The sequence below is a fragment of the Chryseobacterium aurantiacum genome, assembly GCF_003020585.1.
GTDB lineage: Bacteria > Bacteroidota > Bacteroidia > Flavobacteriales > Weeksellaceae > Chryseobacterium > Chryseobacterium aurantiacum.
The window spans coordinates 499,345-525,055 of record NZ_PXUE01000001.1 but is presented as its reverse complement, the minus strand read 5'-3'; the positions used below and the strand labels follow the sequence as shown (position 1 = coordinate 525,055).

The window sequence follows — 25,711 nt, the reverse complement described above, 5'->3', positions numbered from 1 at the left end:
TCAACGTATTATTGCTGTAAAAATTTAAATTATTTTTATCTTATAACAATTCAACATATAATCCCAGAGCATACTTTTCTTTCGTTTCAATGCAGGTTTTTTGTACAGTTCGAATATCAACAGTCACTAATGATAAAAGCCCCTCACTTTAGGTGAAAGGCTACACTAATTCTGATTTGAAAAAAATTTATCTAGAGAAATTCTCATGTAAGGTAAAGATGTTTTATATGCATTCAAAGCACATTTTCACAAATACGAATATCTCTCTAAAAATTATTGGAACAGGTTAATGATATATGAAAAAAGTGAGCATTTTATAGTTTTTTTTAATAAAAGCATTATAGTTCAGCTTGCGGATCATCATGAGTTGCTCCGCGTTATTTCCCCATGCGTGTATGATATCTAAAAAACCTCGGTAGTGTGCAAATAAAATAAAAAGATACCTTAGTTTGTTTCCTTTATTTCAATCGTCTTTAGGGGCTCGAACCTATATTCTACAACCAGCACTCTATCTCTATTTTAGTCTTTTCAAATAACTACTGCATGATTCTTCCACAGTTTTAGTCATTATCAATTATAGAATACAAAGTTTAATTTTCAGTAATTTAAGAGTTTCCAAAACAAACCTTTTTCACACTATTATAAAATGCATCTAAGTGCCCCATATATATTTTTCAAACATTTTTATAGAAGATTTAGACAAGATAGCTGAGCTCTATATTTAATAAATGAATTAACCATTCCATATTTTATAAAGATCATAAAATAATTACAGACCTATTCATCATGATGAATAGGTCTTTTAGAAACTAAATCTTTATAACCTAAAGCTCTAGCTTCAATGAGGTGCCAGGAAAAATATCCAAATAATAACGATAGGACTAATGAAAGAATCATTAAAGGAATTGTATTTAATTTATAAAAGTACATAAGAGCCTGTTGTATAGGGAAAGAATAAATATAAATCCCATAAGAAATATCTCCAAAGACATCACCGATTCTGTTAATGTATATCGTTGAATTCCTACCTATAAAGATAACCAATATGGGTAAAGTAAAAAAGCAGGTATAACCAACTATTTTCAGATATACACTTCCAGCCAACACAATAATTGAAAACATGATTAATAAATTCTCCAGTCTTTTATCCCTAATATTCAAGTAGGTTAATAACATTCCACCTGTGAAAAAACACATCAAATCATAGAAATTTTTGCCATCCAATCCTGCCCTTAATAAAGTACTGGAAAGAAAAGAACTAGCATGTACAGCTAATAGGTAACTGGAGATGAATAACATGCCTACTGTTATTTTTAGAACAGATTTTTTACGTATAAAAAACAATAAAGAAACCATTATGTACATACTAAACTCATAGCATATTGTCCACAAGCTTCCATTAATAGAACCCGGAAATGGATTATTACCGAAAACACCATTAATTTTATACTGTAGGAAAAACAAGCTTATGTTACGGGGAATATAAGTATAAACTGATATATTCTTCCAATAAGGAACATGATGCTCATATACAGCAGGAGCCAGAGCAACAGTCAGAAGCAGAACAACAAATAACGCAGGGAAAAGCCTTAAAATTCGTTTCCAATAAAAATCAGGAAGGTTTTTACAATGTAGTAAACTTTTAAAAATTAAAAATCCAGAAATAATAAAAAAGCCTTTTACGCCAATGTATGAAAGAGACATTTGTCCAAAAGTTAATTGAGATAAAAAATCAGATCCATTAGCCCCAGATAGAGGATAGGAGTGGGTAATGACAACTAAAACCGCAAAAATAAGTCTTAAGAAGTCAAAATTGTTATTTCTAGAAATCATATTTTGTTATTTCTTATTTAATAGCTTGAGAGTTTTAAATGAATCTTAGATATAATTGCAAAAACATCGGGTTATGATTTGCAATCATTGAAAACCGAACACAAGTCACTTGAGTTTAATTAATATTCTTCATCCAATACTGATAATATTCCGCTCCTAAATATTGAACCCATGAAAGAGGAATTCTTAGGCAAGGTAAAGATGTTTTATATGCATTCAAAGTACATTTTCACAAATACGAATATCCCTCTAAAAGTTTTTAAAACAGGTTAATGATATATAAAAAAGCAAGCATTTTATAGTTTTTATTGTTGTTTTTTTTAATGAGAATATTGTAATTCAATTTTGGAGATATTGTAAACCTCACTTTGTTTTTCCGCGCACGCGTGTAGACACAAAAAAGGTTAATTTTCTTTTAATGACCGTTCCTTATATATTCTGACATCCAAAAAGTCTTGTTTAAGGTCATCATTTCTAATCCTGTAACTCTTTCGACCTTGCCTAAATCTGTATTGTACCGAATTACTTTAGACTAGTAAATGCTTGTTTTTTTTATGTACCTAAGATTTTTAGCGTGGAATTTCTTTAAACCCCTAGGCTTAACTTGTTTCATAATTTCTGGTCGTTATTTTTTGCTTTTATCACACTCTCCCACTTAATCATCTTTAAGAGTATTTCACGTCGTTCAACACAAAATAAAACACGACAAGTTTTGTCGCTACCAGAAAATATCTTTGTATTCAGCTAATATAATGCTGTGAATTATACCTGTGAATTACACATTTTCCATTAAATCACATTAATCCGAGCTGTAGTGATAAAAAAGGTTAAATTTACAGGCATATAAAAAACTAATCTCTAACTAAAAAAACTGAGAATGAAAAAAATTTATCTCGGTGCATTTACTCTGTGCACTGTGATGGGTGCATCTGCCCAGGAAGTACTCTGGCAAAGGGATATCAAGTCCTCCACCCAGGACTTTCTAAGCCAGGTTACTACCACCATCGATCAGCAGTATCTTATTACAGGAAGCTCCATTCAGAGCGACAAGATTCAACAAAATAGCAGACAAAACAATGGCTACGACTTCCATTTGGTGAAACTGAACCAGCAGGGAGAACAGGTTTTTGAAAAATACTTTTCAGGACAGAATCATGATTATCTTTCAGCCACCGTAACCACGCAGGATGGCGGATTCCTTTTGGCAGGAACTTCCTATTCAGGGAAAGGTTTGGATAAAAAGGATGATTCCAAGGGAGGCTCAGACATCTGGCTGATCCGCATCAATGAATTCGGAGATGAACTGTGGCAGAAAACATTGGGAAGCTCTTCGGATGAAGAAGCTAAAGCTGTTATCCAAACTACGGATCAGGGATTCATTGTAGCAGGGAATATCCAAAACTCACCTAAAGGATATGGCTCCAAAGATGTTTGGCTGGTGAAGCTTGACAAAAACGGTAAGGAAATTTCCCAACTTATTTTGGGAGGAAGAGGTCTTGACGAGGTTGAAAAAATGATTCCCACCAAAGATGGCGGTGCATTACTGGGCGCTTATTCCCGAAGTGGAATTGTGAATAACAATGGGCAATCAACAGAGAAATCTACTAGCGCCAATCCATTATCTACAACCTCCAAGCAAAGCGAAAACTTTGGTGAGGGAGATTACTGGATCATCAAGCTCGACAAGAATGGAAGGGTTGAATGGGAAAGAAACCTTGGAGGCAAGGGAGATGACCACATCAGAACCCTGGCATTGACTTCCAATGGCTACATCATCGGCGGGGAATCCAGATCGGAAAGGTCAGGGAACAAGACCGTGGGAATTGAACAGGGTACAGACCTTTGGCTGATATCCCTGAATGAACGTGGAGATGAGCAGTGGCAAAAGTCCTACACCTTTGGAAACAGGGATGTTTTGATGGGAATGAATGTGATTCAAGGTCAAGACTTAACCAAGGGTATCCTGCTGGGAGGCTATACCCAGGCTGAGGGAAGAATGGAAAAGGATGATGAGACTTTCTGGATGCTTTACCTTGACGGAAACGGAAATGAGCAGTGGAGAAAGCACGTCAAGGGAGAATCCAAGAAAAGGGAGGAGAGACTTTCGGATGTAAGGCTTAACAAGGATGGTTCCATTATTCTGGCAGGAACGAGTGCCGAGGAACTGGGCAAGGAGAACTGGAAGATTGTCAAGCTGGGTGACAAGCAGGTGAATGACTTGATTGAAAAATATGACATCAAGATTTATCCAAACCCAGTCTCGGATTATGCCTATGTTGAAATAGGCTTTGACTTCAAGGAGGCTGATATTCTAGTCTATGACATGAGTGGAAGACAACTGCAAAACCTGAAAACGAAAAATAGGGTTACTAAAATCAATACACAGGCCTTGGTTCAGGGAGCCTACCTGGTGACCATACAGACTGATAACAAAAAGACGGCGAATGCAAAGCTAATTAAGAAATAAACACAATGAAAAGAAAGATAATAACGTTAGGTACCATTTTATTTTTAAGTACAATGGTACAGGCACAGTATATTCCGAAAATAATCCCTCCATCACCCAATGCTACTTCTATAGCAAAGTTTGTAGAGAGTCCGGTTTCCTACTACAGAGGTTCGGCAAATGTGAGTATTCCTTTATTTAATATTGATTCAGGAGATCTTCCGCTTAATGTATCTATACAGTATGACACGAAAGGAATTCCAATTGGTGAAGTAGCATCCTCAATTGGAACTGGTTGGAGTTTAAGTGCTGGGGGATTAATAACCCGCCAAGTGAGGCAACGACCAGATGAAAATAAACATGGCTATTTAACTTATTCTTATAATGCAACTTATCAAAGTGATGCTGATTTGCGGAATGAATTAGGTGTTGAAAATGCATCATTTAGCGATTCAGATCAACCAGTAGATGAAGATCCGGATTTATTTTTTATTAACTTCTTGGGAAAATCAGGAAAGTTTATTATTGATAATGTTAGCCCAAAAAAGGCTGTTGTACAAGGGTTTGATGACTGGAAAGTTGATATAGATTATGTAGATATAAACTCTTCACAATTTGAAATTAATAGGATTGTAATTACTGACGAATTAGGAAATAAATATTATTTTGGTCAGGACTATTCTGGAGTCAATTCAGCATATGATATTGTTAATTCCATAAGTTCAGGAATTCTTGAAGCATCTACAAAACAGCTTGAAGATAGCTATAAAACAGCCTGGCATCTTAAAGAAGTCAGAACAGCTAAGAACAGTTATTTATTTAATTATGCTCAGGAAATAGTACACTCTTTTTCAAAAGAAGACCTGAAAGGAAATGTTTCTGGTTATATCAACCCTATATCAATGACCAGAACTGTAACAAAACAGCAAGTGCTTAAGAATATTTCTTTTCCAGAAGGAACATTAGACTTTATATATGGGACTGCTGATCGTGAAGATTTGAGAGGAGGTAAGGCTTTGAATACAATCATATTGAAAGATACAAAACCAAATCAGATCAGAAAAATATCTCTCGTCCAAGGTTACCGTACAGGAGATGGTAATCATACGAATATTCATCCAAAGCTTTTAAGTACGGACTTGAAATCAGACAAAAGACTATTTTTAAATCAGATCAATGAAATGGATAAGGACGATATTGTTATTTCATCTCACAAGTTTGAATATAATCCTAAAGAGCTTCCTAACCGCTATTCCAATTCTATTGATCATTGGGGATATTTTAATGGAAAACCTAATAGTATGAATATTTTCCAAACGGTTGCTGATAGAAATATATATGCAGAGTATGCTGAAGCAGGCATATTAACAAAAATTACCTATCCTACCGGGGGAACTGAAAGCTTTTTTTATGAAGATAATAATGTAATCATTCCCACACACTTATTCAATGCAATATACCCTGTTCTCCCATCAGTAAATATTGTAGGAGGAGGAAGAAGAATTTCTAGCATTGAGACCAATGACAACAATGGAAAAATTACCAAAAGAAAATTTACTTACACTTTACCTAACGGAACAACATCAGGAAAATTGCTTGGAATACCTGATTATATGTCTGTTATAAAAAGATATGGAAATATTCCTATTGTAATGGGGCAATTATCTCGTACAGCACAACCTATGTCCAGTTTTAACAATGCCGGACAGGTAGGATATTCAATGGTAAAAGAATCCTTTTTATCGGCAGACAACTCCGTATTATGGTCCAAGACCTATACATTTACCAATTATCTTGATGGTGGAGAATACTATAGATATCCTTATCATCTTCCTGATGACATGAGCTGGGCAAGGGGATTAACCCTAGGCGTAACATCTTCTGATTCTAGTGGAAAAACTGTAGAATTATTACAAAATCAGTATAGTTTTTCAGGAGAAGAAATATACCCCTATAGATTTTACGAAAAATATGACGGTACAGTGATAAGCAATGTTTATAAATACGGACCACTTCCAGGAATGCCACCATCTCAGGCTGAACCCAATTATCTTCTGTCTCATAATGTAAAAAGTATTCCCATGTATAAGCCTGGTAGATATTGGGATAGTTTAACCATTCCTACTGATGATCTTGATAACTATAATATATACAGAACAGCCTTTTTTTATGGTGGCGTCATCAAAAATTACCAGAAGATCAAAACAGAATATGAGAATGGAATTCCTGTAAAGACAACTACTACAGACATAGTCAATGAAAGCCTGAACCACCATAAGGTAACCTCTGAAAAGACGACCTATTCAGATGGTACAAGCCAGGAAAATTCGTACCAATATGCCCACGAAAAAGGGAATGTAAAATTGATCAATGCCAATATGGTAGGTGTTCCCCTGGAGACCAAGGTTATAAAAAGGCAGAATTCTAATGATATGTCAGGTAAGATAATATCAAGGGTAGAGACAAGGTATGACTATCCTTTAAAATTGTTTCCAATTTCAGTATCCTCCTATGATCTTCAGAGTCCCAATACTAAAAACCTGGAAATCTTCTATGATCTATATGATCCCAATGGTAATCTTCTACAATATACCACAAAGGGTGAGATATCAACGGTTATCATTTGGGGATATGGCAAAACCAAGCCCATTGCCAAGATTGAAAATGCAAAGCTAGAAGATATTCCTGACTCATTGATCAGTGCCATAGTAACAGCATCCGATACAGATGGACAAGATGTCCCTGGTAATAATGAAACAGCATTTCTGGCCGCTCTTGACACCTTTAGAAATAGCCTGCCCAACTATCAGGTCACAACCTACAGCTACGACCCTTTGATTGGGGTAAGAAGCATCACCCAACCATCAGGAATCAGGGAAGTTTATCTTTATGATAATGCCAGAAGACTTATGGAGATCAGAGAAGATAACCAGTCAGGAAAATTGTTAAAGGAATTCAACTACAAATACAAAAACTAACACTGATGAAAAAAATAATTATACCTATTGGTGCCCTTTTAATGATGAGCACAGTACATGCACAGGTGCAATTGCCAAGCGGTCTTACTGGGGTAACCAATGAAAACTATATCTACACAAGAACCTACCTTGAGGCAAAAACCCAGAGTGATGCTAATGCCAAACAAATCCAAGGGGTACAATATTTTGATGGGCTGGGAAGACCTAAACAGATCGTGAATATGAAGGCTTCCCCATTAGGAAGAGACGTTGTCACCCAAATCGTATATGATGGTTTTGGAAGACAGGTGTTGGATTACCTGCCTGTTCCACAGGGAGGCACTTCAAACGGTGCTATTGTTACAGACCCATTATCCAATGCCAGCCAGCCGGGTATTTATGGCTCAGAAAAGATCTATTCTGAAAAAATACTGGAAAGTTCACCCCTAGGCAGAATCCAGCAGCAAATCCAGGTGGGTAGCGACTGGGCCAACAAACCTGTAAAGTTTCAGTATGAAGCCAATACTACTGGAGAGGTAAAAAAGTTTACCACCACTACCACATGGCCTGATGGAGCCTCCTTGTCAAAATTAGACCCGGCCACGGATGCCACGGATCCTGACTCTGAAAACGGATTCTACAAGAGCGGACAGCTCTACAAAAATATAGTCACCGATGAGGATGGAAACAAGACCATTGAGTTTAAGAATGCCAGGGGACAAACCATTTTGGTAAGAAAGGTCCTAAGCGCTACAGAAAATGCAGATACCTATTATGTTTACAATGAATATGACCAGCTGGCATTTGTCATTCCTCCATTGGCATCAGCCTCGGGATCTTTAGACTTATCTACCCTTGACAGGTTGTGCTACCAATACAGATATGATGGCAAAAACAGACTGGTTGAGAAGAAGCTTCCCGGCAAGGGCAGGGAATACATGGTCTATGATAAACAGGATAGACTGGTAGCCACCCGTGATGCCAATCTAAGAGACAAGGGACAATGGCTTTACACCAAGTATGATCAGTTTTCAAGACCCTGCATTACAGGAATTTGTACGGGAGGTGAAAGAATTGCGGAGCAGACCCTGGCAGATGCAGTAAGCTCCAATAACCTAAAGAGCATCGACTATGTTTTCTTTCCCTGGCAGGGAATGGACGTATACTATAACTATCCCGGTACTACCTATCCAAGTTCCGATAAGTGGGTGGATATGCTGAGCGTTAATTACTATGACTTTGTTCCCGGATACAGCTTTAATCCGTCCTTTCCTACCAATATCTTAGGAGAGCCGACCATCAGCGGTACACCCAATGCTGATGGAATCAGTACCAAGGGGCTTGCCGTACTAAGCATCGTAAAAAACATTGAAGACAATAACTGGACAAAAAACTATTCCTACTACGATAAAAAGGGAAGAGTAATTGGAACCCATTCCATCAACCATTTGGGGGGATATACAAAAACGGAGTCCAAACTTGACTTTGCTGGGGTTACCCGGAATACAGTAACCACACATCTAAGAAGAGCAGGCGAACCTGAGGTAACGGTAAAGGAGAGTTTTGCATATGATAATCAAAACAGGCTTTTGAAGCACTATCACCAGGTGGATTACTGGCCGGAGCAGCTATTGGTAGAAAACTCCTACAATGAACTTTCCCAGCTTAAGAACAAGACGGTTGGAAATAGTCTGCAAAGCATTGACTATGCCTACAATATCAGGGGATGGATGACTGATATTAACCCTGCTCAAATGTCATTATCTGACCTGGGAGGGAAGTTATTTTCCTACAAGATCAAGTATAACCAAAAGAATGGAACCACCAACCCTGACATGGGCTTTTTTGTGGGCAAGAATGTAAAGCCCATGTACAATGGAAATATTGTCGAGGTGGACTGGCGTGCCGTGGAATCGCTGGGAGCCAACCCTCCCCTGGAACCCAAAAGATATGGCTATGCCTATGATGGTTTGAACAGGCTCACGGCAGGATACTACCAGAATCCCAACAACCCATGGAGCAAGGAGCACACGGAGGCAATGGACTATGACCTGAATGGAAACATCACCAAACTATACCGAACCTCTGTCATGAATGGAACCACTGCCGAGGTTATTGATGACCTGGTGTATAACTATGGCCCAGCCACAAATCCTGGGAACCGTCTTTTGGATGTCAAGGACAATCGACATAACAAGGCTGGATATGAGGGCGGAGGAAATACCATTTCCTATGACCCCAACGGAAACATGATTAATATGCTGGATAAGCAGATCACAGGCATCAGCTACAACTTTCTGAACCTGCCCCGTACCTTGGATATAGGCCATGATCCCATCACCTCCCAGGTAAAGACCAACTATAGTGCTGACGGGGTAAAGCTGAGAAAGGAGAACATGCAAACCTCCATTGGCGTTGCGGGTACCAGCTGGACAAAGGAGATTACGGACTATCTTGATGGCTTTCAGTACCTGAACAAGACTTCCTCAGGTGCTGTTGAAATGTTTTCCCGGGAAACCACCTTTGCATTGGAGCAACAGGCATTCAGTATGGCAAGTCGTGTGGTTATCCCTCCAACAGGTGGTGATGGAGGAGGAATCATCAAGAACCCCCACAACCCTGAACTGCAGTTTTTTCCAACAGCAGAGGGCTTTTATGATTATCAGAAAAAGATGTATATTTACCAGTACAGGGATCACCTTGGAAATGTAAGGGTAAGCTTTGGTAGAAATAATGTAGGTGCCCTTGAAATTACAGACGCCAATGACTATTATCCTTTTGGGATGAACCATTTGAAGACGGGTAATGCGTTCTTTGGAGTGGGTAGCTATAAGAATTATAAGTACAATGGTAAGGAGCTTCAGGAGACAGGTATGTACGATTATGGAGCAAGGTTCTACATGCCAGACTTGGGAAGATGGGGTGTTGTGGATCCCTTGAGTGAAAAATTCAGAAGATGGACACCATACGCTTATACAATAAACAATCCGATTAATTTTGTTGATCCAGATGGAAGACAAATAGAGCCTGGTAGTCAAAAAGATTGGGACAGACAAAAACAATCTGTAACCTCAGAAAGAGATAAGTTGCAAAAGAATGTTGATAATTTAAATCAAAAAGCTTCTGAGAAAGGTTGGAGTGCTGAGAAACTTGCGGGAAAAATTGGAAATATGCAAGATCGTATAAACAGCTTAAATGGAACAATTTCTAATTTGGGAACTTTGGAAAGTAGTACACAGGTTTACAGTTTATCAAATATTGGAACATCAGCAAATGGAGGTATTACTTATGACACTACTACTGGTAATATTGTGATAGCATATGGGACTACCGGCAATTTTGTTCACGAAGCTACACATGCAGGACAATTTGAAAGTGGAGATATAGGATTTAGTGCCAATACAGGACAAGTTATAGGTCAGGATATTCAAGATGAAGTAGCAGGATATAAAGCACAGTTTGCATATGACCCTTCATCTGTTTCTGGTTTAGCTTCAACATCAGGTGTAACAGCAAATTCATTTGGTAGTATCACACCAGGTTGGGTACAAGGTTTAGGAGGTGGTACTTTGTATAATCCTGGAGGAAGTGCAAATACAGGTATATCACCTGTTAATATGAATTCTACAAAACCTGATTTGATCAAAGCGTATCCTCATCAAGCAACAACTCTCCAAAGCTTACCTAATAATTTTGTATTAAAAACAGACCCTTCGGTTTACTATAAAAAATGATAAAGATAATAGGATATTTTATTTTGTGTATATTATGTATTTCCTGTGCTTCTGCTCAACAAGTAGATGAAAATAGTATTATTGGCGTTTTTTACAATAATAAAGCATCAGCGAGAAATGCATTAGGCTACGAATATACTCTTAAACTTGAAAGAGGAAATAGATTTAGTATGTTTCAGCGTTTTCAAGATGCTTCACCAAGATGTGATGGTTATTGGGAGCTGAAAGATGGTCTTTTACTTTTGAAATGTTCAGATATTGAAAGTATAACAGATAAACTGTCAAATGCTTATATGAATCAGCGAGATTTTAAAATAAAAATAAAAAATAAGGATAAACTAGAATTAAATAATAGTATAATTTTAAAAAGAAAATAAACAAAACCCCTCGCAATAGCGAGGGGTTTTGTTTTATAAAATAGATTGAATTTTTCTTTTTGCAATAAAAGCGTCAATGACAGAGAAGATATGATTGCGGTCTTCAGCTTCAAATTTTGAAACCTCTAAAATACGACTACTTATATTTTTATCAATCTGCACGTCTTCTTTTCCGGTAAGATAATCTAAAGATACGTCTAAAATATCTGCAATCTTACGAGCGATATCTATCGAGGGGAAAACTTCGTTCCTCTCGTATCTTCCCAACACGTTTTTATGTATTCCTAACAGACTGGCTAAGTCGGTTTGAGAAATCCCTTTTTGTTTTCTAAGCTCTGAAACTATACTTCCGAAATTCATAATAAAGAAACTTTATAGGTTTAAAAAACCTTGTTTACTATTGAAATGTAAATATATGAAAACAAAATTGGTTCTTAAAAACTAAAAAAGTTTGCAAAATAAAACTAAAATGGTATCTTAGCACCGAAATAGTTGTCAAAAAATATTTTAAACTTTTTTATCCTATGGAAATCCCCAAAATAAAATCTCTGCTCACAATCTCCAATGTTCTGCATTATTACGGTCTAAAACCTGATAAGAACGCTAAAATGTGCTGTCCGTTCCACGAGGACAAAACACCGTCAATGCAGATTTATTACAAAACGCAGACAGCATATTGCTTTAGTTCCAATTGCAAAACCCACGGCAAAAGTATGGATGTGATAGATTTTATAATGCATAAAGAAAGTTTATCCAAGCATGAAGCGATAAAGAAAGCACAGGAAATTATAAATCCGGAGACGAGAAAAAATAATCGTCTGTCCGATACGGACTTTTTAAATAATATGTTCCAATATTTTAGGAATGCCATCAGCAACAGCAAACCTGCAAAGGGATATTTAGAGAAAAGAAATTTAGACAACAGCCTTTTAGAAATCGGCTATAACTCGGGACAGTTCCACCACGGAGAAAGGAAAACGGAAGAATTATTGAAACAAGCTTTAGAAACAGGATTGCTTTTAGACAAAGGATTAATAAATAACAGAACCAAAGAAAAAGCATATCAGGTTTTTGGGAAATGTTGTATCTGTTTTGCGCTCAGAAACCGGAAAAATGAAATTACAGGACTTTATTTTAGAAGCACGCTGAATGACGATAAACACAAGCATTATTATCTGAAAGGCCGAAAAGGAATTTATCCTGGTTATCCGAAATCAGACACCAAAAAACTGATATTGACGGAAGCTATCATCGATTGTGCGAGTTTACTCCAGATAAAGGAAATCAGGGACAATTACAGTCTGATAAGTTGCTTCGGGACGAATGGATTGAATGAAGAGATTTTAAAAGCTATAAAGGAACTCAAGGATTTAGATGAGATAATATTTTGTTTTGACAATGATGAAGCAGGAAAAAAAGCGGTTATCAAATGTAGCAATCTAATAATGGGACAATGTAACAATGTGACACTGAGCGTAGTTGAAGTGCCGAATAATGATGTAAATGAAACCCTGCAACTGCACGATGAGACAATATTTACAGAATTATTAAAGAAGAGAAAGGATGTTTTTCTTTCATCTGAAAAAAATAAATCGGACGAGGGTTCGAATCCCTCCAACGACACGAAAAGCGGAACTGGTCTCAAACACCAGTTCCACGAGAATAAAGGTTCAAGTCTTAGTAAGGCTACCACAAGTGTTGATTTTACAAAGGAAAAAGGCAATATCCCCCCAGAAATACCCCCGAAAAATAGCATAGACTTTTTACAACAAAAAAACTTACTTCAGAACCTTAATCAACTGATAGAAAAATCCGGGATTATCGGTGAAGAGCAGTCCAGGCTGCTATTATTCTTAATCACGATCAGTTATCTAAATAGAAGTCCTTTACATGGTATTGTCCAGGGAAGTTCTGGAAGTGGGAAAACCCACATAATAAGCAGGATTGCGGATTTAATGCCACAGGAAGACGTGTTGAGATTTACAAGAATTACAGAATCAAGTTTATACAATTGGGGAGAATTTGATTTATTCCAAAAGATAATTATCATCGAAGATCTGGACGGATTAAAAGAAGATGCATTATATGCCCTAAGAGAATTTATCTCCAACCAGGTATTAAGAAGTTCCGTTACCATTAAGGATAGAAAAGGAAACAATAAATCTTCCCATAAAGTTGTTAAAGGACAATTCAGCAGTTTATCGGCAACCACTAAAGGAGAATTGTATGAGGACAATATGAACCGCAGTTTTATTGTAGCCATTAATGAAAGCGAGGAACAGACCGAGAAAATAATATCCTACCAGAACCGCAGAAATGCAGGAGAAATCGACCGAAACATACAGGAAAAAGCAATCAGTTTTATACAAAAGTTGGTAAGAAATTTAAAGCATTACGAGGTTATAAATCCTTTTGCAACACAGATACAGTTACCAAATAATGTAAAGAATAAAAGGCGTTTAAATGAAATGTTCCAAAGTATCATTAAGCAGATCACATTAATCCATCAGTTCCAAAGAGAAGTTAAAAACGGCTTTTTAGTTACAGAAATAGAAGATATTGAGACTGCCGTAGAAATATTATTCGAGAGCATTATTTTAAAGATTGACGAGCTGGACGGAAGCCTGAGACAGTTTTTTGAAAAGCTAAAGAAAGCCTTTAAGGAAGAGAGCTTTACAAGGTTTGATGCAATGGAGGTTACAGGATTTAAGAAGACACAATTACAGTTCTATCTGAACGATTTAGTAAGGCTGGAATATTTAAAACAGATTGGCTTTGCCAATAAAGGATTTAAGTATAAAATCTCTTACAGTGATAATATACAGCGGGTTAGAAAAGATTTAAAGGAAGAATTTGTAAAACAATTAGGAAAACTAAAAGCGAACGCTACTGAACACTAAACGGAAGCAAAACGAACATTAGAATATTGAAAAAGTCCGATGAATAAAGAAAAGTTTGTTAGCGTTCGGAAAAACAGAAAATATTGAGTAAGCAAAACGGTCATAGATATGGAAGACATTTATTTATTCAGAAAAGAATTACAGAATTTAGGGTATTGCAAAACCGTTGTAAACTCTTATCCAAAAGTGGCTGAAAGATTTTTGAATCATTGTAAGAAACCAAAAGAAGAAATAAAAACGATTGATATTTTAAACTATCATTCTATCCTTAAAGCCACCAAAAGCAGAGTAACCAAAGAGAACCTAAGCCAAAGCGGAATAGCAGGAATAATGCGTGCAGTACGATTATATTTTGAGTATCTCCAAAGAACCGGAGAAATAAAATTGAGTCCTTACCAACTGAAAATAAAACCCCCGAAATACGAAGAAAGAAAAGTATTTACAGACGAAGAAATCAGAAAATTATACAATAAAAGTAGCGAATTACAAACGATAATATTACACCTGTGTTATGCGTGCGGACTCAGAAGAACAGAAGCAACAGAACTGAATATTAAAGATATAGATTTAGAAAATTGTTTGCTATACATCAAAAAAGGAAAAGGTAGGAAACGAAGAGTAATCCCATTTACAAAACAGGTTCAGAGAGATATTAAGGATTTTATTTTTTCATCTGCAGGAAAAGAAAATTTACTCAACATTACGCCGGAAAGAATCTATATAGAGTTCAAATACCTACTCAAAAAAACAGGATTATACGGACAGGGATTTACATTACATTGTTTGCGACATACGATTGCTACACAGTTATTGGAAAAAGGAATGGAGCTTGAAAAAGTAAGGGATTTTTTAGGACATGAGTATTTAGGAACAACCCAAATCTATACAAGAATAAAAGGCAAATGGAAATCAGAGAATATTTAGAAAATCATTTATCAGAAAGCTCTGCACAAGGATATTTGTATGAAATAGAAAAGTTCAAAAGACATTATAAAAATCCGGAGAAAATAAGCCATCAGAATATTATGGATTATATAGAACTGGTCAGAAAAACCAATTGCCCGCAAAGCGTACACAAGATTTTACAGGCGATAAAAAAATATTTTGAATACCTACAGGAAACAGGAAAAGTAAAGCATAATCCTGCGAAACCCATAAGAATAAAAGACGGAAAAGAAAATCCTATACAATTACAGGAACTGCTCACAGAAAAGGAATTACAACAGCTTTTAGAACCAAGAGAAGAACGCTATCCAATACTTACAAAAAGGAATCAGATTATCATAAGTTTACTCGTCAATCAAGCGTTATTAGTCGGAGATATTGAAAGATTAAAAGTTGAAGACATTGATTTGAAAGAAGCAAAAATAAGAATCCAAAAAACAGGAATTACCAACGAAAGGATATTGAATTTAAAAGCCGAACAAATCCTATTATTTTATCAGTATTTACAGGAAGAAAGAGCAAAATTAGTAACGTTCAGAACCGAACCGGAAAACTACTTTTTATTAGGAAAATTAGGAACAAAAACCACAAAAGACGATATCAATTATTTGGTATCAACTTATCAGAACAAGTTTACAAAACGATTGACTTCCACAAGAATAAGACAAAGCATAATTAAATTAAAATTAGACAACGGAGAAAACCTTAGAAAAGTTCAATATTTTGCAGGACACAAACACGCAGACACAACCGAGAAATATAAAGAAACCGGAATCAATGCGTTGCAAACAGCGATTAATCAGTTCCATCCGATAAAATAAGAGCCAAGTAAAAAGGAAAAAGAACCAAAGTCCAACGCTTGCATTTTAAATAATATCCCGCCCCCAAAGCTAAAAAAGACATTTTCCTCCAACGCTCGCCCGAAGCTTGTCCGACGCTTTAATGCCACAGCAAATTACATAATCGAAATTATACGCAAATTGCCACCGCAAACCGTTGCCTTCCACTCCGCTGAAGCTTCGTTACAGGCAAACCAGCACCATCTTTGCCTATAATTTGGGATTATGTAAAATGCTTTCCTCACGCTTCGTGCATAGCAACTCCGCTTCCAACGCCCCCGAATCTTCCCATCCCAAAACCGGCACCGAAAAATACCTTTTCCACCAATGCTTCAACCATCCGAAATAAGGAAAAATGCACCATCCGCCCTGAATCGCCGTTGAACCGGAGGTATGTTAAAGGATGTGGATTTGTGGATAAAGCTGGGGCTAATAGCATCATCAATTTTACCCACAAGTCCACATCTACAACAACAGCGACAGTAGAAATTTTCTACAATTTTAGAAAAGAGATTTATTTTTTCAATTGAAATAAAAAAGTTGGCGGGTAGAACTCTGAATTGAGTGGAATTTTTCTTTTTCAGTTGAATAAATCTGTATTTTTGAAAAAGCGACAGAGAAGTGTTCACCAGGCAAGCCGTCGCACGAAGAAAGGTTGAGTAGGCAAATCCTGAAAAGTTGAGCGGAGATATAGAACTACAAGTACAATGGCAAGGAGCTTCAGGAAACTGGGATGTATGACTATGGAGCAAGGATGTATATGCCGGATATTGCAAGATGGGGAGTTGTGGATCCCTTGGCAGAGAAGATGAGAAGATTTAGTCCATATAATTATGCTTGGGATAATCCAATTATGTATGTTGATTATGATGGAATGTTTGCTACACCACCAGATGATTATATTGACGCTAGTGGTAAATATTTAGGAAGTGATGGAGCTAGTACTAAAAATATTAGGATTATAAATAAGGTCGATTGGAATAATATTACTGAAGAAAAAGGAGGATCTATGTCCGCAGCCGCTACATCAGCTTTACAAGCAAGTAGCTCTGTAGTTACTGTAAATAATACTCAGATAAATTCAGATATTAATAATGCAAACAATGAAACTATTGCTGATCAAACAAAAGAAAGACAAGTGTTTATTGGAATTGAAGTTACAAGAGGTGATGTACCTACCGCACAAGTCACATCTGTGAGAGGTCCCGATGGAGTCGATGGAAAAACAACAATAACAATGGATCAACGAGTGGATGCTTCAGGAAATATAGTAAAACAAACATTTGAGGGGACTAAATTGCTTCCAACAGCTCAAGTACATACACATAACACTACTCAAGATCCTAATCTTAAAAATGTACCTGGTACATCGGATTTAGATAAAAGCACTTCAAGTCCTTCCACAGGATTTAACATTCCAGTTTATGCAGTAGATTCTTATACTGGCGTTCAAACAAATGGTAACTCTATACATAGAGTTATGCCAAATGGTACACAAACCAATAATGTTGGTACTACGAATACGAATAATATTGGTCAAGAATCACTAAATCAATTTGTTAATAAACAAAAAACTCCATACTGAAAAAGAATTTATTAATATTAGTTTTAAATTTTTGTTTGGTTAGTTGCTATTCACAAAAATCAAACTCGGATATAATATATTTTTTACCATCTTCCGTCACTAAAATCCTTAATCATGAGGTACAAAAGATGGGAGAGGATAAAAAGGTTTATATGGTTTTAGACAAAGAAAATAAAGATATATATACTATCTATTTGAATAATCTTTCGAACTCAACAGAAAATTTTTGGATAGAATATAGTAATAGAGCTGTGTTTTTAAATGGAAAGTTAGTACCTCTTTATTTTTATTCAGATGAATATTTTTCATTTGCTGAAAAAGGAGAAAACGTATTAAAAAAGTTGGGAACCGAAGAGAATATTAAAAAAGTCATTAATATTCGAGAAAATGTTTTCAATATAAGATTTAATCTTAACGGAGAAATTATAAAATAAATACCGGAGTTACTATATTTTTAGAGTGAAAAGTTTATACTTTTTATCCTTTCGAAGTTAATGAAATGTTATAAATAATTAGGGTATTGATTTCAATGCCCTAATTTTTAAACAAGTTTCGGGAAAAAGAGCGCGGGTACCCTTGAAATAACAGATGCCAATGATTACTATCCTTTTGGGATGAAACATTTGAAGACAGGGAATGCGTTCTTTGGAGTGGGTAGTTATAAGAATCATAAGTACAACGGCAAGGAGCTTCAGGAGACAGGGATGTATTCCTATAAATTCAGGCAGCTAATGATTGATCTTGCACAATGGACAACTCCAGATCCGTTGGCAGAGATATATCCGGGACAGAGTTCATATGCCTTTGTTGGTAATAATCCAATAAATAGAATAGATCCTTTAGGTTTAACAGATTATAAAGTAAATGGAGAAATTCGAACAATTAATGACGGACATACAAATGTAACAATGAATGTAACAGAGCGTCAATTTAATCGTCTACAGAAAAGGTTCAATAAAGGAGGTTCTAGCTATGAAAGATTAATGAACCTATTATCTGATCGCAACGGTTACACCACTTTCTCTGCAAATGGAAGTGGCGTTGGTGATGGCTTCACAATCACAAAGCATAAACCAGGTGAGGACAGTTATGGCCAATGGTCAATCCAGAATAATCATCAGACTTACGGAACAGTTGAACATATAGCAAGAGTTACGGACTCTAGTTTAGGATCTGTGACAGGTCAATTTGGAAATATTAATGTTGGGAGTAACAATAAGCTTTACTTTAGACAAAACACTGGAAGAATCTTTAATGGTAACCAGTATGTAAGAACTGTTTCTGCTGCATCAAAATATAGCAAATTAGCGAAAGGAGCTAAATGGGGAGGTCTTGCTACAGGTGTTGCATTAGGAGGATATGAAATATATCAAGGAGTTCAGCAAGATGGGGGCACTTATGGATATAATGCACAAGTACAAACAGGTGGCGCAGTTGGTGGTTTGGCAGGAGGATTAGCTGGTGCTGCAGCAGGAGCTGTTATTGGCACTTTTTTCGGAGGTGTAGGAGTTGTCCCCGGAGGAATAATTGGAGGATTGATAGGTAGTGCTGCAGGAGCTTGGGGCGGAGACTATTATGGAGAAAAGGCAGCTAAGGCAATTATTGAATAAACTATAACTTATTATGAAAGATATTCTATTGCTATGGCAAAAAATGCATTATAATATATATAGATTTAATGTGTTTACAAGTATATACGTATTTGGATTGCCTATCATGCTGCTACTAAAAAATAAATATATTCTTGAAGTCTATAAAAAAAGAGGTATTAGTAATCCTGAAAAATTAATTAGACGTACTATATCAAATCCTAAAGTAGGAACAATCAATTGGTTAACTGATGGATTTATGATATTATTTATAGCGTTAGTTTGTTTTTCTATTTTAAATTTCATTACGATAACATCGGGATATGTAATTTGGAAAGACTGGTCCCCTTTAGTTTTTATTTTGTTAATTGGTATTCCAGCAATAGTAATTAATTATTTTGCTCTATGGCAAAATGACAAATACCTAACATATTTTAAAGAATTTGAAAAAGAAACAAGAAAGATGAAGCGTAAGTGGGCTTTGATAAGTTTTAGTTTGGTTCTTGGAATTTTTAGATTATTAATTTTCAGTTTTTACTGTATTAATAACACATCTAGAAGTAAAACTTTAACTCCTCAAGCTAAAGAGAAAATAAGAAATTCTTTTTTGAATAAAGCTGAAGATAGTTTATACCAAGGTATTGATAAAGACTCGATTGACGCTAATATAGAGACTCGATTAGAAAAAATAGAAGATAGCTTATATAGAAATATAAATTGAACTAGTCAATAATCTAAATCTCCCGCTGCTGCACAAATCCTTTCATGTGGAAGATAAATAAAAAACCCACCGCAATTGCGGTGGATTTTTATTTAAAAGATATTTACACAAGTAATTCATTATATATTTCGACACTCCTATTTCAATTCCCAATATTTTCATAAGTTTACCTCATAAAATAATATGACAAACCAGTTTTTATGGAAGATGATTTTAATATAGAAGTTGACAAGTCCAGTAAAAAAACTATTACCCTATTTATCGTTTTTTTTTGGGATGTATTTTACTATTCACCATTATCTATTCTATTATAAACTCCAATTCTGATAAAAAACGAAACTTATTAAATATCGACAGACATACAAAGGTTGTTGAAATTTACTCGAACAAAAATCAACACAATTTTAGCTATGTTAAATATTCTAATGGAATTAATGAGTTGTTAGAATATCCATATAAAGTAGGAGATTCAGTATCAAAGAAAAAAGGAGATTCTATAGAATATATTTTCAGGAATGATAGTATAATCATAAATAATTATTTAGAAGAAGCGAGGAAAAATGGAGTATTAAAATAAAAAACAAAAGGCTGCAATAACTGCAGCCTCTTTTATATTGTTTTAAAACATTGTCATTAAGCCAGATCAAATCTATCCAGATTCATCACCTTTGTCCAAGCTGCAACAAAATCATTGATAAATTTACCTTGAGCATCAGCACTTCCATAAACTTCTGCAATCGCTCTCAATTCTGAGTTTGATCCGAAAACCAGATCAGCTCTTGTAGCAGTCCATTTTGGTTGACCCGTTGAGCGGTCTGTACCCATATATACTTCATTGTCTCCTGACATGGCTTTCCATTGCGTTCCCATATCCAGAAGATTTACAAAGAAATCATTAGTAAGAACTCCCGGGCGGTTGGTAAATACTCCATTCTTAGAACCATCGAAATTGGTATCCAAAGCACGCATTCCGCCAATCAATACCGTTAATTCAGGAGAAGTAAGCGTTAATAGCTGAGCTTTATCAATTAATAAAGACTCTGTAGAAACTGTGAATTTTCTTTTCAGATAATTTCGGAATCCGTCAGCTGCAGGCTCCAAATATCCCATAGATTCTACATCAGTCTGTTCTTGAGAAGCGTCCATTCTTCCCGGTGAGAAAGGAACCTTAACTTCATGTCCTGCATTTTTTGCAGCAGCTTCCACCGCAGCATTTCCTGCTAAAACAATGACATCAGCCAGTGATATTCTCTTGCCTCCACTTTGAGAATCATTGAATTCTTTTTGAATACCCTCCAATATTCCCAATACTTTCTGTAATTGTGCAGGATTATTTACTTCCCAATTTCTTTGAGGCTCCAGTCTTATTCTGGCACCGTTCGCTCCACCACGTTTATCGCTTCCTCTAAATGTAGATGCAGACGCCCATGCTGTTGAAACCAATTCAGAAATGCTTAATCCCGAAGCTAAAATTTTAGAAGTAAGAGATTGAACATCCATATCATTGACTAGTTCATGATTGGCCTGAGGAATAGGATCCTGCCAGATCAGTTCTTCCTGAGGTACATCTGGTCCCAGATAACGGGCACGAGGTCCCATATCTCTGTGGGTAAGCTTGAACCATGCTCTTGCAAACGCATCTGCAAAGGCATCAGGGTTTTCATAAAAATGTCTTGAAATTTTTTCGTAAACGGGATCCAGTCTTAAAGAAAGATCCGTTGTAAGCATCGTAGGTTTATGCTTTTTAGAAGAATCAAATGCATCAGGAATGATTTCAGCCCCATCTTTTGCTACCCATTGGTGAGCGCCTGCAGGGCTTTTCGTTAATTCCCACTCGTTTTCAAACAGGTTTTTAAAGAAATAATTACTCCATTCAGTAGGAGTTTCAGTCCATGTTACCTCCAATCCACTGGAAATGGCATCTCTTCCGCTTCCGGATTTGTAGCTGCTTGCCCATCCTAATCCTTGTAATTCAATACCTGCGGCTTCGGGTTCCTTGCCAACATGATCTGCAGGTCCGGCACCGTGGGTTTTTCCAAAGGTGTGGCCTCCGGCAATTAAGGCTACTGTTTCCTCATCATCCATCGCCATACGTCCAAAAGTATCTCGGATATCTTTAGCGGCAGCAATCGGGTCAGGGTTTCCGTCCGGACCTTCAGGGTTTACATAGATTAATCCCATTTGTACAGCGGCCAAGGGATTTTCAAGATTTCTGGAGTGAATATCTCCATCTGCGTTATCATCAGTAGGAAGAACAGCTCCTTTCTCTACTACTCCTTCAGAACCATGAGCATAACGGATATCTCCTCCCAGCCATGTTTTTTCTGATCCCCAATAAACATCTGCATCCGGCTCCCATACATCCTCACGTCCACCGGCAAATCCAAAGGTTTTGAATCCCATAGATTCAAGGGCTATATTTCCTGTAAGGATTAAAAGGTCTGCCCATGATATATTTCTTCCGTATTTCTGCTTAATAGGCCACAATAATCTTCTTGCCTTATCTAGGCTTACATTATCGGGCCAGCTGTTCAAAGGGGCAAAACGTTGCTGTCCTGCTCCTGCTCCACCTCTACCGTCGCCTACACGATAAGTTCCGGCACTGTGCCAAGCCATACGGATAAACAAAGGGCCGTAGTGACCAAAATCTGCCGGCCACCAATCCTGTGAATCCGTCATTAAGGCATGAAGATCTTTTTTTACAGCTTCAAGATCAAGGTTCTTAAACGCTTCAGCATAATCGAAGTCTTTATCCATAGGGTTGGATAGTGAAGAGTGCTGACGCAAAAGATCTACCCTAAGCTGGTCAGGCCACCAATCCTGGTTTTGAGTTCCTCCACCTGCTACATTCTTCTTCATGGTTCCGTTGTGAAACGGGCATTTACTGATGTCATTCAAATCGTTTTCCATTTGTCGTTTATTTATTTTTTTATATTGATTAGTACAGTTTAAGTAACTTCTTTAGTTGTAAGAACATGGCAAACTTACAACGTCTTTTTAATAAATACAATCTATTAATTTTTATTTCAATGATAGTTAAAAACTATAAAGAAACATTTCCGACAGCATCTGAACTCAGGACACAATTGTGGTATTAAGTTAGTAAATTTTTAAATTCATCTTGGTAAAAAAAAGCAGTACTCTACCCTATTTAGAATAACTCAATATAATAATCAACAGAAAAAGGAAGAAAACATATGGGAAGAAAATTGTTTATTTTGCTATAAATAAAAATCAACACATAAAACTGTATAACAAACACTTATATCATTAACATCAACTCAATTAATGATAAAAATTATTTAGCTATCTTTATAATTAACAAACATGAATACCATTCCCTATGAAAAAAATACTCGTTGTTATCCTCGTTGCATTCATAATCATTCAGTTTTTTCCTATTGATAAAACCAATCCGCGCCCTACCCCCGGCATGGACTTTTTGAAAATAAAGAATACACCCGAAAAAGTAGCTAAGGTTATCAGAACTTCCTGCTATGACTGTCATTCCAATGAAACGGTTTACCCTTGGTACTCCAGTATTTCTCCAGTTTCATGGTTTGTAAAAAATCATATTGATGAAGGCCGAAAGCATCTTAATTTTTCTACCTTTGCAGTATATGAACCTCAAAGACAGCTTCGCAAACTTAAAGAAAGCATGGAGATGATTGAGAAGAAAGAAATGCCGCTTGAGTCTTATTATCTAGGACATCAAAACGCCAAGTTAACAGATGATCAGCGTGCAGATCTCATAAAATACTTCAAGCAGGTAAAGGAAGATACAGAAAGAAGGATCATGTTTAATAAATAACATTGTGGAAAACTGGGAAAACAAACATATTGTATTTTTTGACGGCGACTGTGGAGTGTGTAACTTCTGGGTCCAATGGATTTTGGAAAGGGACAAAAAAGATAAATTCATGTTTGCCTCTCTACAGTCTGAATTCGGACAGGAATTTTTATCTGAAAGAGGATTGAAAACCACAGATTTTAACACCATGTATCTTTGGAAACCCAAACAATATTATCTGATCAAATCAAGAGCGGTCCTTCAGATTGCCGGGTTATTGGGTGGAATTTACAAACTTTCAGCCATTGGTAAAATAATGCCTGCCTTTCTGAGTGACAAGGTGTATGATGTTATATCCAGAAACAGAATGAAACTGGCTAATCAAAAGTGTTTTCTTCCGAATCAGCATCAGAAGAAAAAATTTATTCAAGTATAATTTCCCACAGATTTCACAGAATTACACAGAGGTTTATGCTCTAAAGAATCTAAGTTATCAGCAAAATCTGCGAGAGATTATATATTTTTTTTAAGCTCTGACCTCGTTACTCATTACTCATAAATTAGGCGACCACACCGAGTAACTATTGGGTGGACATTGAATTTTCACCCACTTATCTCCCTGCGTTGTAGGATACCAGCTTGAACTTCCGGTAAAATCCTTGATCTGCTGATTACTCCAATTGGTTTCAATCCAGCGTTCCTGCCAGCTTGATGATGTATTGATATAAACTACCAGCCCCGGATTTCCGTTGTATCCATTACGTCTTGCAATGTATTCATCATTATCTGTATATAAGATAGAAGTTGTTCCCGTAGCCTTGTTATTGTGAATCCAGATTAAATTATTTAGCTTGTCCTTATTCAGCCATTCTTCATAATCTCTGTAGAAAATGGTTGGATATCCCTCATGGGTTAAAATATAGGCATAGGCCGGCATTTTATTATAAATGATGTCTGTATCATGATTCGCTACAAAAGTTACGGCCTTGTACGGGTTTCTTTTCCACATCATGTCATCATTTAAGGCGTTCAGATTCCCATTGTCAAAGGCTTCATCCATTTTATAATAGGCTGCAAAATCAAATACGGAGCTGTTTGCACTATTTGCCCAAGCCTCCAAAGTATTAACATTAGAATCCCAAAGTTCTCCTACAGAAAATCCTCCCACCTTTGAATTCCAGTTATTGACTACCCAAGGTCCAAATCCTTTAACATAATCAAACCTCCAACCGTCAAACTTCATGACATTTTTGTAGTATTTCCCTACAGAATCATCTCTGCCCCACAGCCAATCCTGTACATGAGGATTAGCATGACAAAGATCCGGAAACCCTCCAAAAGAACCTTCGTCATTATTTCCGTAAGAGTTTTTATAAAAATCATTGTAACTTCTCTGAAATTTGCCGGAAGCTACCCCTGAAAAATTAGTCCACGTATTCGTTCCGGTGTAAGGGTTCGCTTCAGATTGCCCGCCACTGTTATGATTAATAACAATATCAGCATACACCTGCATATTTTCAGCATGGGCTTTTGTAATTAAAGCCTCCAGTTCTGTTCTTGATCCAAAACGGGTTTCTACACTTCCATTTTGATTAAAATCTCCAAAATCATAATAATCCGTAGGATCATACCCCATTGAATAGGCTCCATTTTGCGCCTTTGAAGCCGGAGGAAGCCATACAGCACCAATTCCCGCGTTAGACCATGCCGTTAATTTATCTTTAACTGTATTCCACCAGTTACCTCCTTCAGGAACATCCCAATAAAATCCCTGCATCAAAACACCGCCACCCGGACCTGCTACAAATTTCCCCTGTATAGATCCAGATCCTTTTCCGGTACTGAAAGGTCTGCCATCATGATGGGTTACGTTTACAATTTTATCATGTACCTCATCTTTTTGAGAAGGCTCTTTGATAAATTCATCATTGTTCTGACAAGATCCTGCGAGTGCCAATGCCAGTAAGGAAAGCAAAAATTGTATTTTTTTCATCG

The 25,711-nt window shown here is 36.5% G+C and carries 18 protein-coding genes; 13 read left to right on the top strand and 5 right to left on the bottom strand.

The genetic code is table 11. The annotated features are described in order from the left end of the window. Positions 1 to 777: 777 nt before the first annotated feature. Positions 778 to 1,833, bottom strand: coding sequence for an acyltransferase family protein (locus tag C7D53_RS02310; RefSeq protein WP_106914785.1), 1,056 nt, complete (start codon positions 1,831 to 1,833; stop codon positions 778 to 780). A gap of 877 nt (positions 1,834 to 2,710) precedes the next feature. Between C7D53_RS02310 and C7D53_RS02305 the strand changes: the two genes are divergently transcribed. The 4 genes from C7D53_RS02305 to C7D53_RS02290 are packed head-to-tail and all read left to right on the top strand — an operon-like array spanning position 2,711 to position 11,347. Continuing rightward, positions 2,711 to 4,300: a T9SS type A sorting domain-containing protein gene (locus tag C7D53_RS02305; protein ID WP_106914784.1), complete on the top strand. Its 1,590-nt coding sequence runs from the start codon at positions 2,711 to 2,713 to the stop codon at positions 4,298 to 4,300. 5 nt (positions 4,301 to 4,305) lie between these two features. Continuing rightward, positions 4,306 to 7,257: a hypothetical protein gene (locus C7D53_RS02300; protein ID WP_162926058.1), complete on the top strand. Its 2,952-nt coding sequence runs from the start codon at positions 4,306 to 4,308 to the stop codon at positions 7,255 to 7,257. A 5-nt stretch (positions 7,258 to 7,262) separates the two neighbouring features. Then, the gene (locus tag C7D53_RS02295) at positions 7,263 to 10,970 is read left to right on the top strand and encodes a DUF6443 domain-containing protein (protein ID WP_106914782.1); all 3,708 of its coding nucleotides are present in this window, start codon (positions 7,263 to 7,265) and stop codon (positions 10,968 to 10,970) included. Continuing rightward, positions 10,967 to 11,347 (top strand): hypothetical protein, encoded by a 381-nt coding sequence (locus tag C7D53_RS02290; protein WP_106914781.1) that lies wholly within the window; start codon positions 10,967 to 10,969, stop codon positions 11,345 to 11,347. The genes C7D53_RS02295 and C7D53_RS02290 overlap by 4 nt, the downstream gene beginning before the upstream one ends. 33 nt (positions 11,348 to 11,380) lie before the next feature. Here C7D53_RS02290 and C7D53_RS02285 read toward each other — a convergent pair whose 3' ends face one another. Further along, positions 11,381 to 11,707 (bottom strand): helix-turn-helix domain-containing protein, encoded by a 327-nt coding sequence (locus C7D53_RS02285; protein ID WP_106914780.1) that lies wholly within the window; start codon positions 11,705 to 11,707, stop codon positions 11,381 to 11,383. A gap of 164 nt (positions 11,708 to 11,871) precedes the next feature. On the opposite strand from C7D53_RS02285, the gene C7D53_RS02280 reads away from it, so the two are divergent. The 3 genes from C7D53_RS02280 (at position 11,872) to C7D53_RS02270 (ending at position 16,013) form a co-directional block, all read left to right on the top strand. After that, on the top strand, positions 11,872 to 14,247 hold the full coding sequence (locus C7D53_RS02280; RefSeq protein ID WP_106914779.1) for a CHC2 zinc finger domain-containing protein: 2,376 nt from the start codon (positions 11,872 to 11,874) through the stop codon (positions 14,245 to 14,247). A gap of 108 nt (positions 14,248 to 14,355) precedes the next feature. Further along, positions 14,356 to 15,171, top strand: a complete 816-nt coding sequence (locus C7D53_RS02275) for a tyrosine-type recombinase/integrase (RefSeq protein ID WP_106914778.1) — start codon at positions 14,356 to 14,358, stop codon at positions 15,169 to 15,171. Next, positions 15,150 to 16,013 (top strand): tyrosine-type recombinase/integrase, encoded by an 864-nt coding sequence (locus C7D53_RS02270; RefSeq protein WP_106914777.1) that lies wholly within the window; start codon positions 15,150 to 15,152, stop codon positions 16,011 to 16,013. Before C7D53_RS02275 ends, C7D53_RS02270 begins: the two co-directional genes overlap by 22 nt. A gap of 259 nt (positions 16,014 to 16,272) precedes the next feature. Here the strand turns inward: C7D53_RS02270 and C7D53_RS20820 are convergent, their stop codons facing one another. Continuing rightward, positions 16,273 to 16,473 carry a hypothetical protein gene (locus C7D53_RS20820; protein WP_162926057.1) on the bottom strand — a complete coding sequence of 67 codons (201 nt, stop codon included), beginning with the start codon at positions 16,471 to 16,473 and terminating at the stop codon, positions 16,273 to 16,275. A gap of 291 nt (positions 16,474 to 16,764) precedes the next feature. Here C7D53_RS20820 and C7D53_RS02265 point away from each other — a divergent pair, with 291 nt between their 5' ends. From C7D53_RS02265 to C7D53_RS02250, 4 genes are all read left to right on the top strand, one after another. Beyond that, positions 16,765 to 17,616 (top strand): RHS repeat-associated core domain-containing protein, encoded by an 852-nt coding sequence (locus C7D53_RS02265; RefSeq protein ID WP_106914776.1) that lies wholly within the window; start codon positions 16,765 to 16,767, stop codon positions 17,614 to 17,616. A gap of 128 nt (positions 17,617 to 17,744) precedes the next feature. Then, on the top strand, positions 17,745 to 18,050 hold the full coding sequence (locus tag C7D53_RS02260; protein WP_106914775.1) for a hypothetical protein: 306 nt from the start codon (positions 17,745 to 17,747) through the stop codon (positions 18,048 to 18,050). A 147-nt stretch (positions 18,051 to 18,197) separates the two neighbouring features. Then, a complete protein-coding gene (locus C7D53_RS02255; protein ID WP_262497856.1) occupies positions 18,198 to 19,226 on the top strand; it encodes an RHS repeat-associated core domain-containing protein in 1,029 nt (342 codons plus the stop codon). A gap of 13 nt (positions 19,227 to 19,239) precedes the next feature. After that, positions 19,240 to 19,926, top strand: coding sequence for a hypothetical protein (locus tag C7D53_RS02250; protein ID WP_106914773.1), 687 nt, complete (start codon positions 19,240 to 19,242; stop codon positions 19,924 to 19,926). Positions 19,927 to 20,559: 633 nt separating this feature from the next. Here the strand turns inward: C7D53_RS02250 and katG are convergent. Next, positions 20,560 to 22,836, bottom strand: coding sequence for a catalase/peroxidase HPI (katG, locus tag C7D53_RS02240; RefSeq protein ID WP_106914771.1), 2,277 nt, complete (start codon positions 22,834 to 22,836; stop codon positions 20,560 to 20,562). 433 nt (positions 22,837 to 23,269) lie between these two features. On the opposite strand from katG, the gene C7D53_RS02235 reads away from it, so the two are divergent. Together C7D53_RS02235 and C7D53_RS02230 are read left to right on the top strand one after the other, a co-directional pair. Then, a complete protein-coding gene (locus C7D53_RS02235; protein WP_106914770.1) occupies positions 23,270 to 23,737 on the top strand; it encodes a heme-binding domain-containing protein in 468 nt (155 codons plus the stop codon). Between the two features lie 4 nt (positions 23,738 to 23,741). Then, positions 23,742 to 24,152 carry a thiol-disulfide oxidoreductase DCC family protein gene (locus C7D53_RS02230; RefSeq protein ID WP_106914769.1) on the top strand — a complete coding sequence of 137 codons (411 nt, stop codon included), beginning with the start codon at positions 23,742 to 23,744 and terminating at the stop codon, positions 24,150 to 24,152. A 117-nt stretch (positions 24,153 to 24,269) separates the two neighbouring features. On the opposite strand, the gene C7D53_RS02225 is transcribed toward C7D53_RS02230, so the two are convergent. Next, positions 24,270 to 25,709, bottom strand: a complete 1,440-nt coding sequence (locus C7D53_RS02225) for an alpha-amylase (protein WP_106914768.1) — start codon at positions 25,707 to 25,709, stop codon at positions 24,270 to 24,272. Between the last annotated feature and the right edge of the window lie 2 nt (positions 25,710 to 25,711).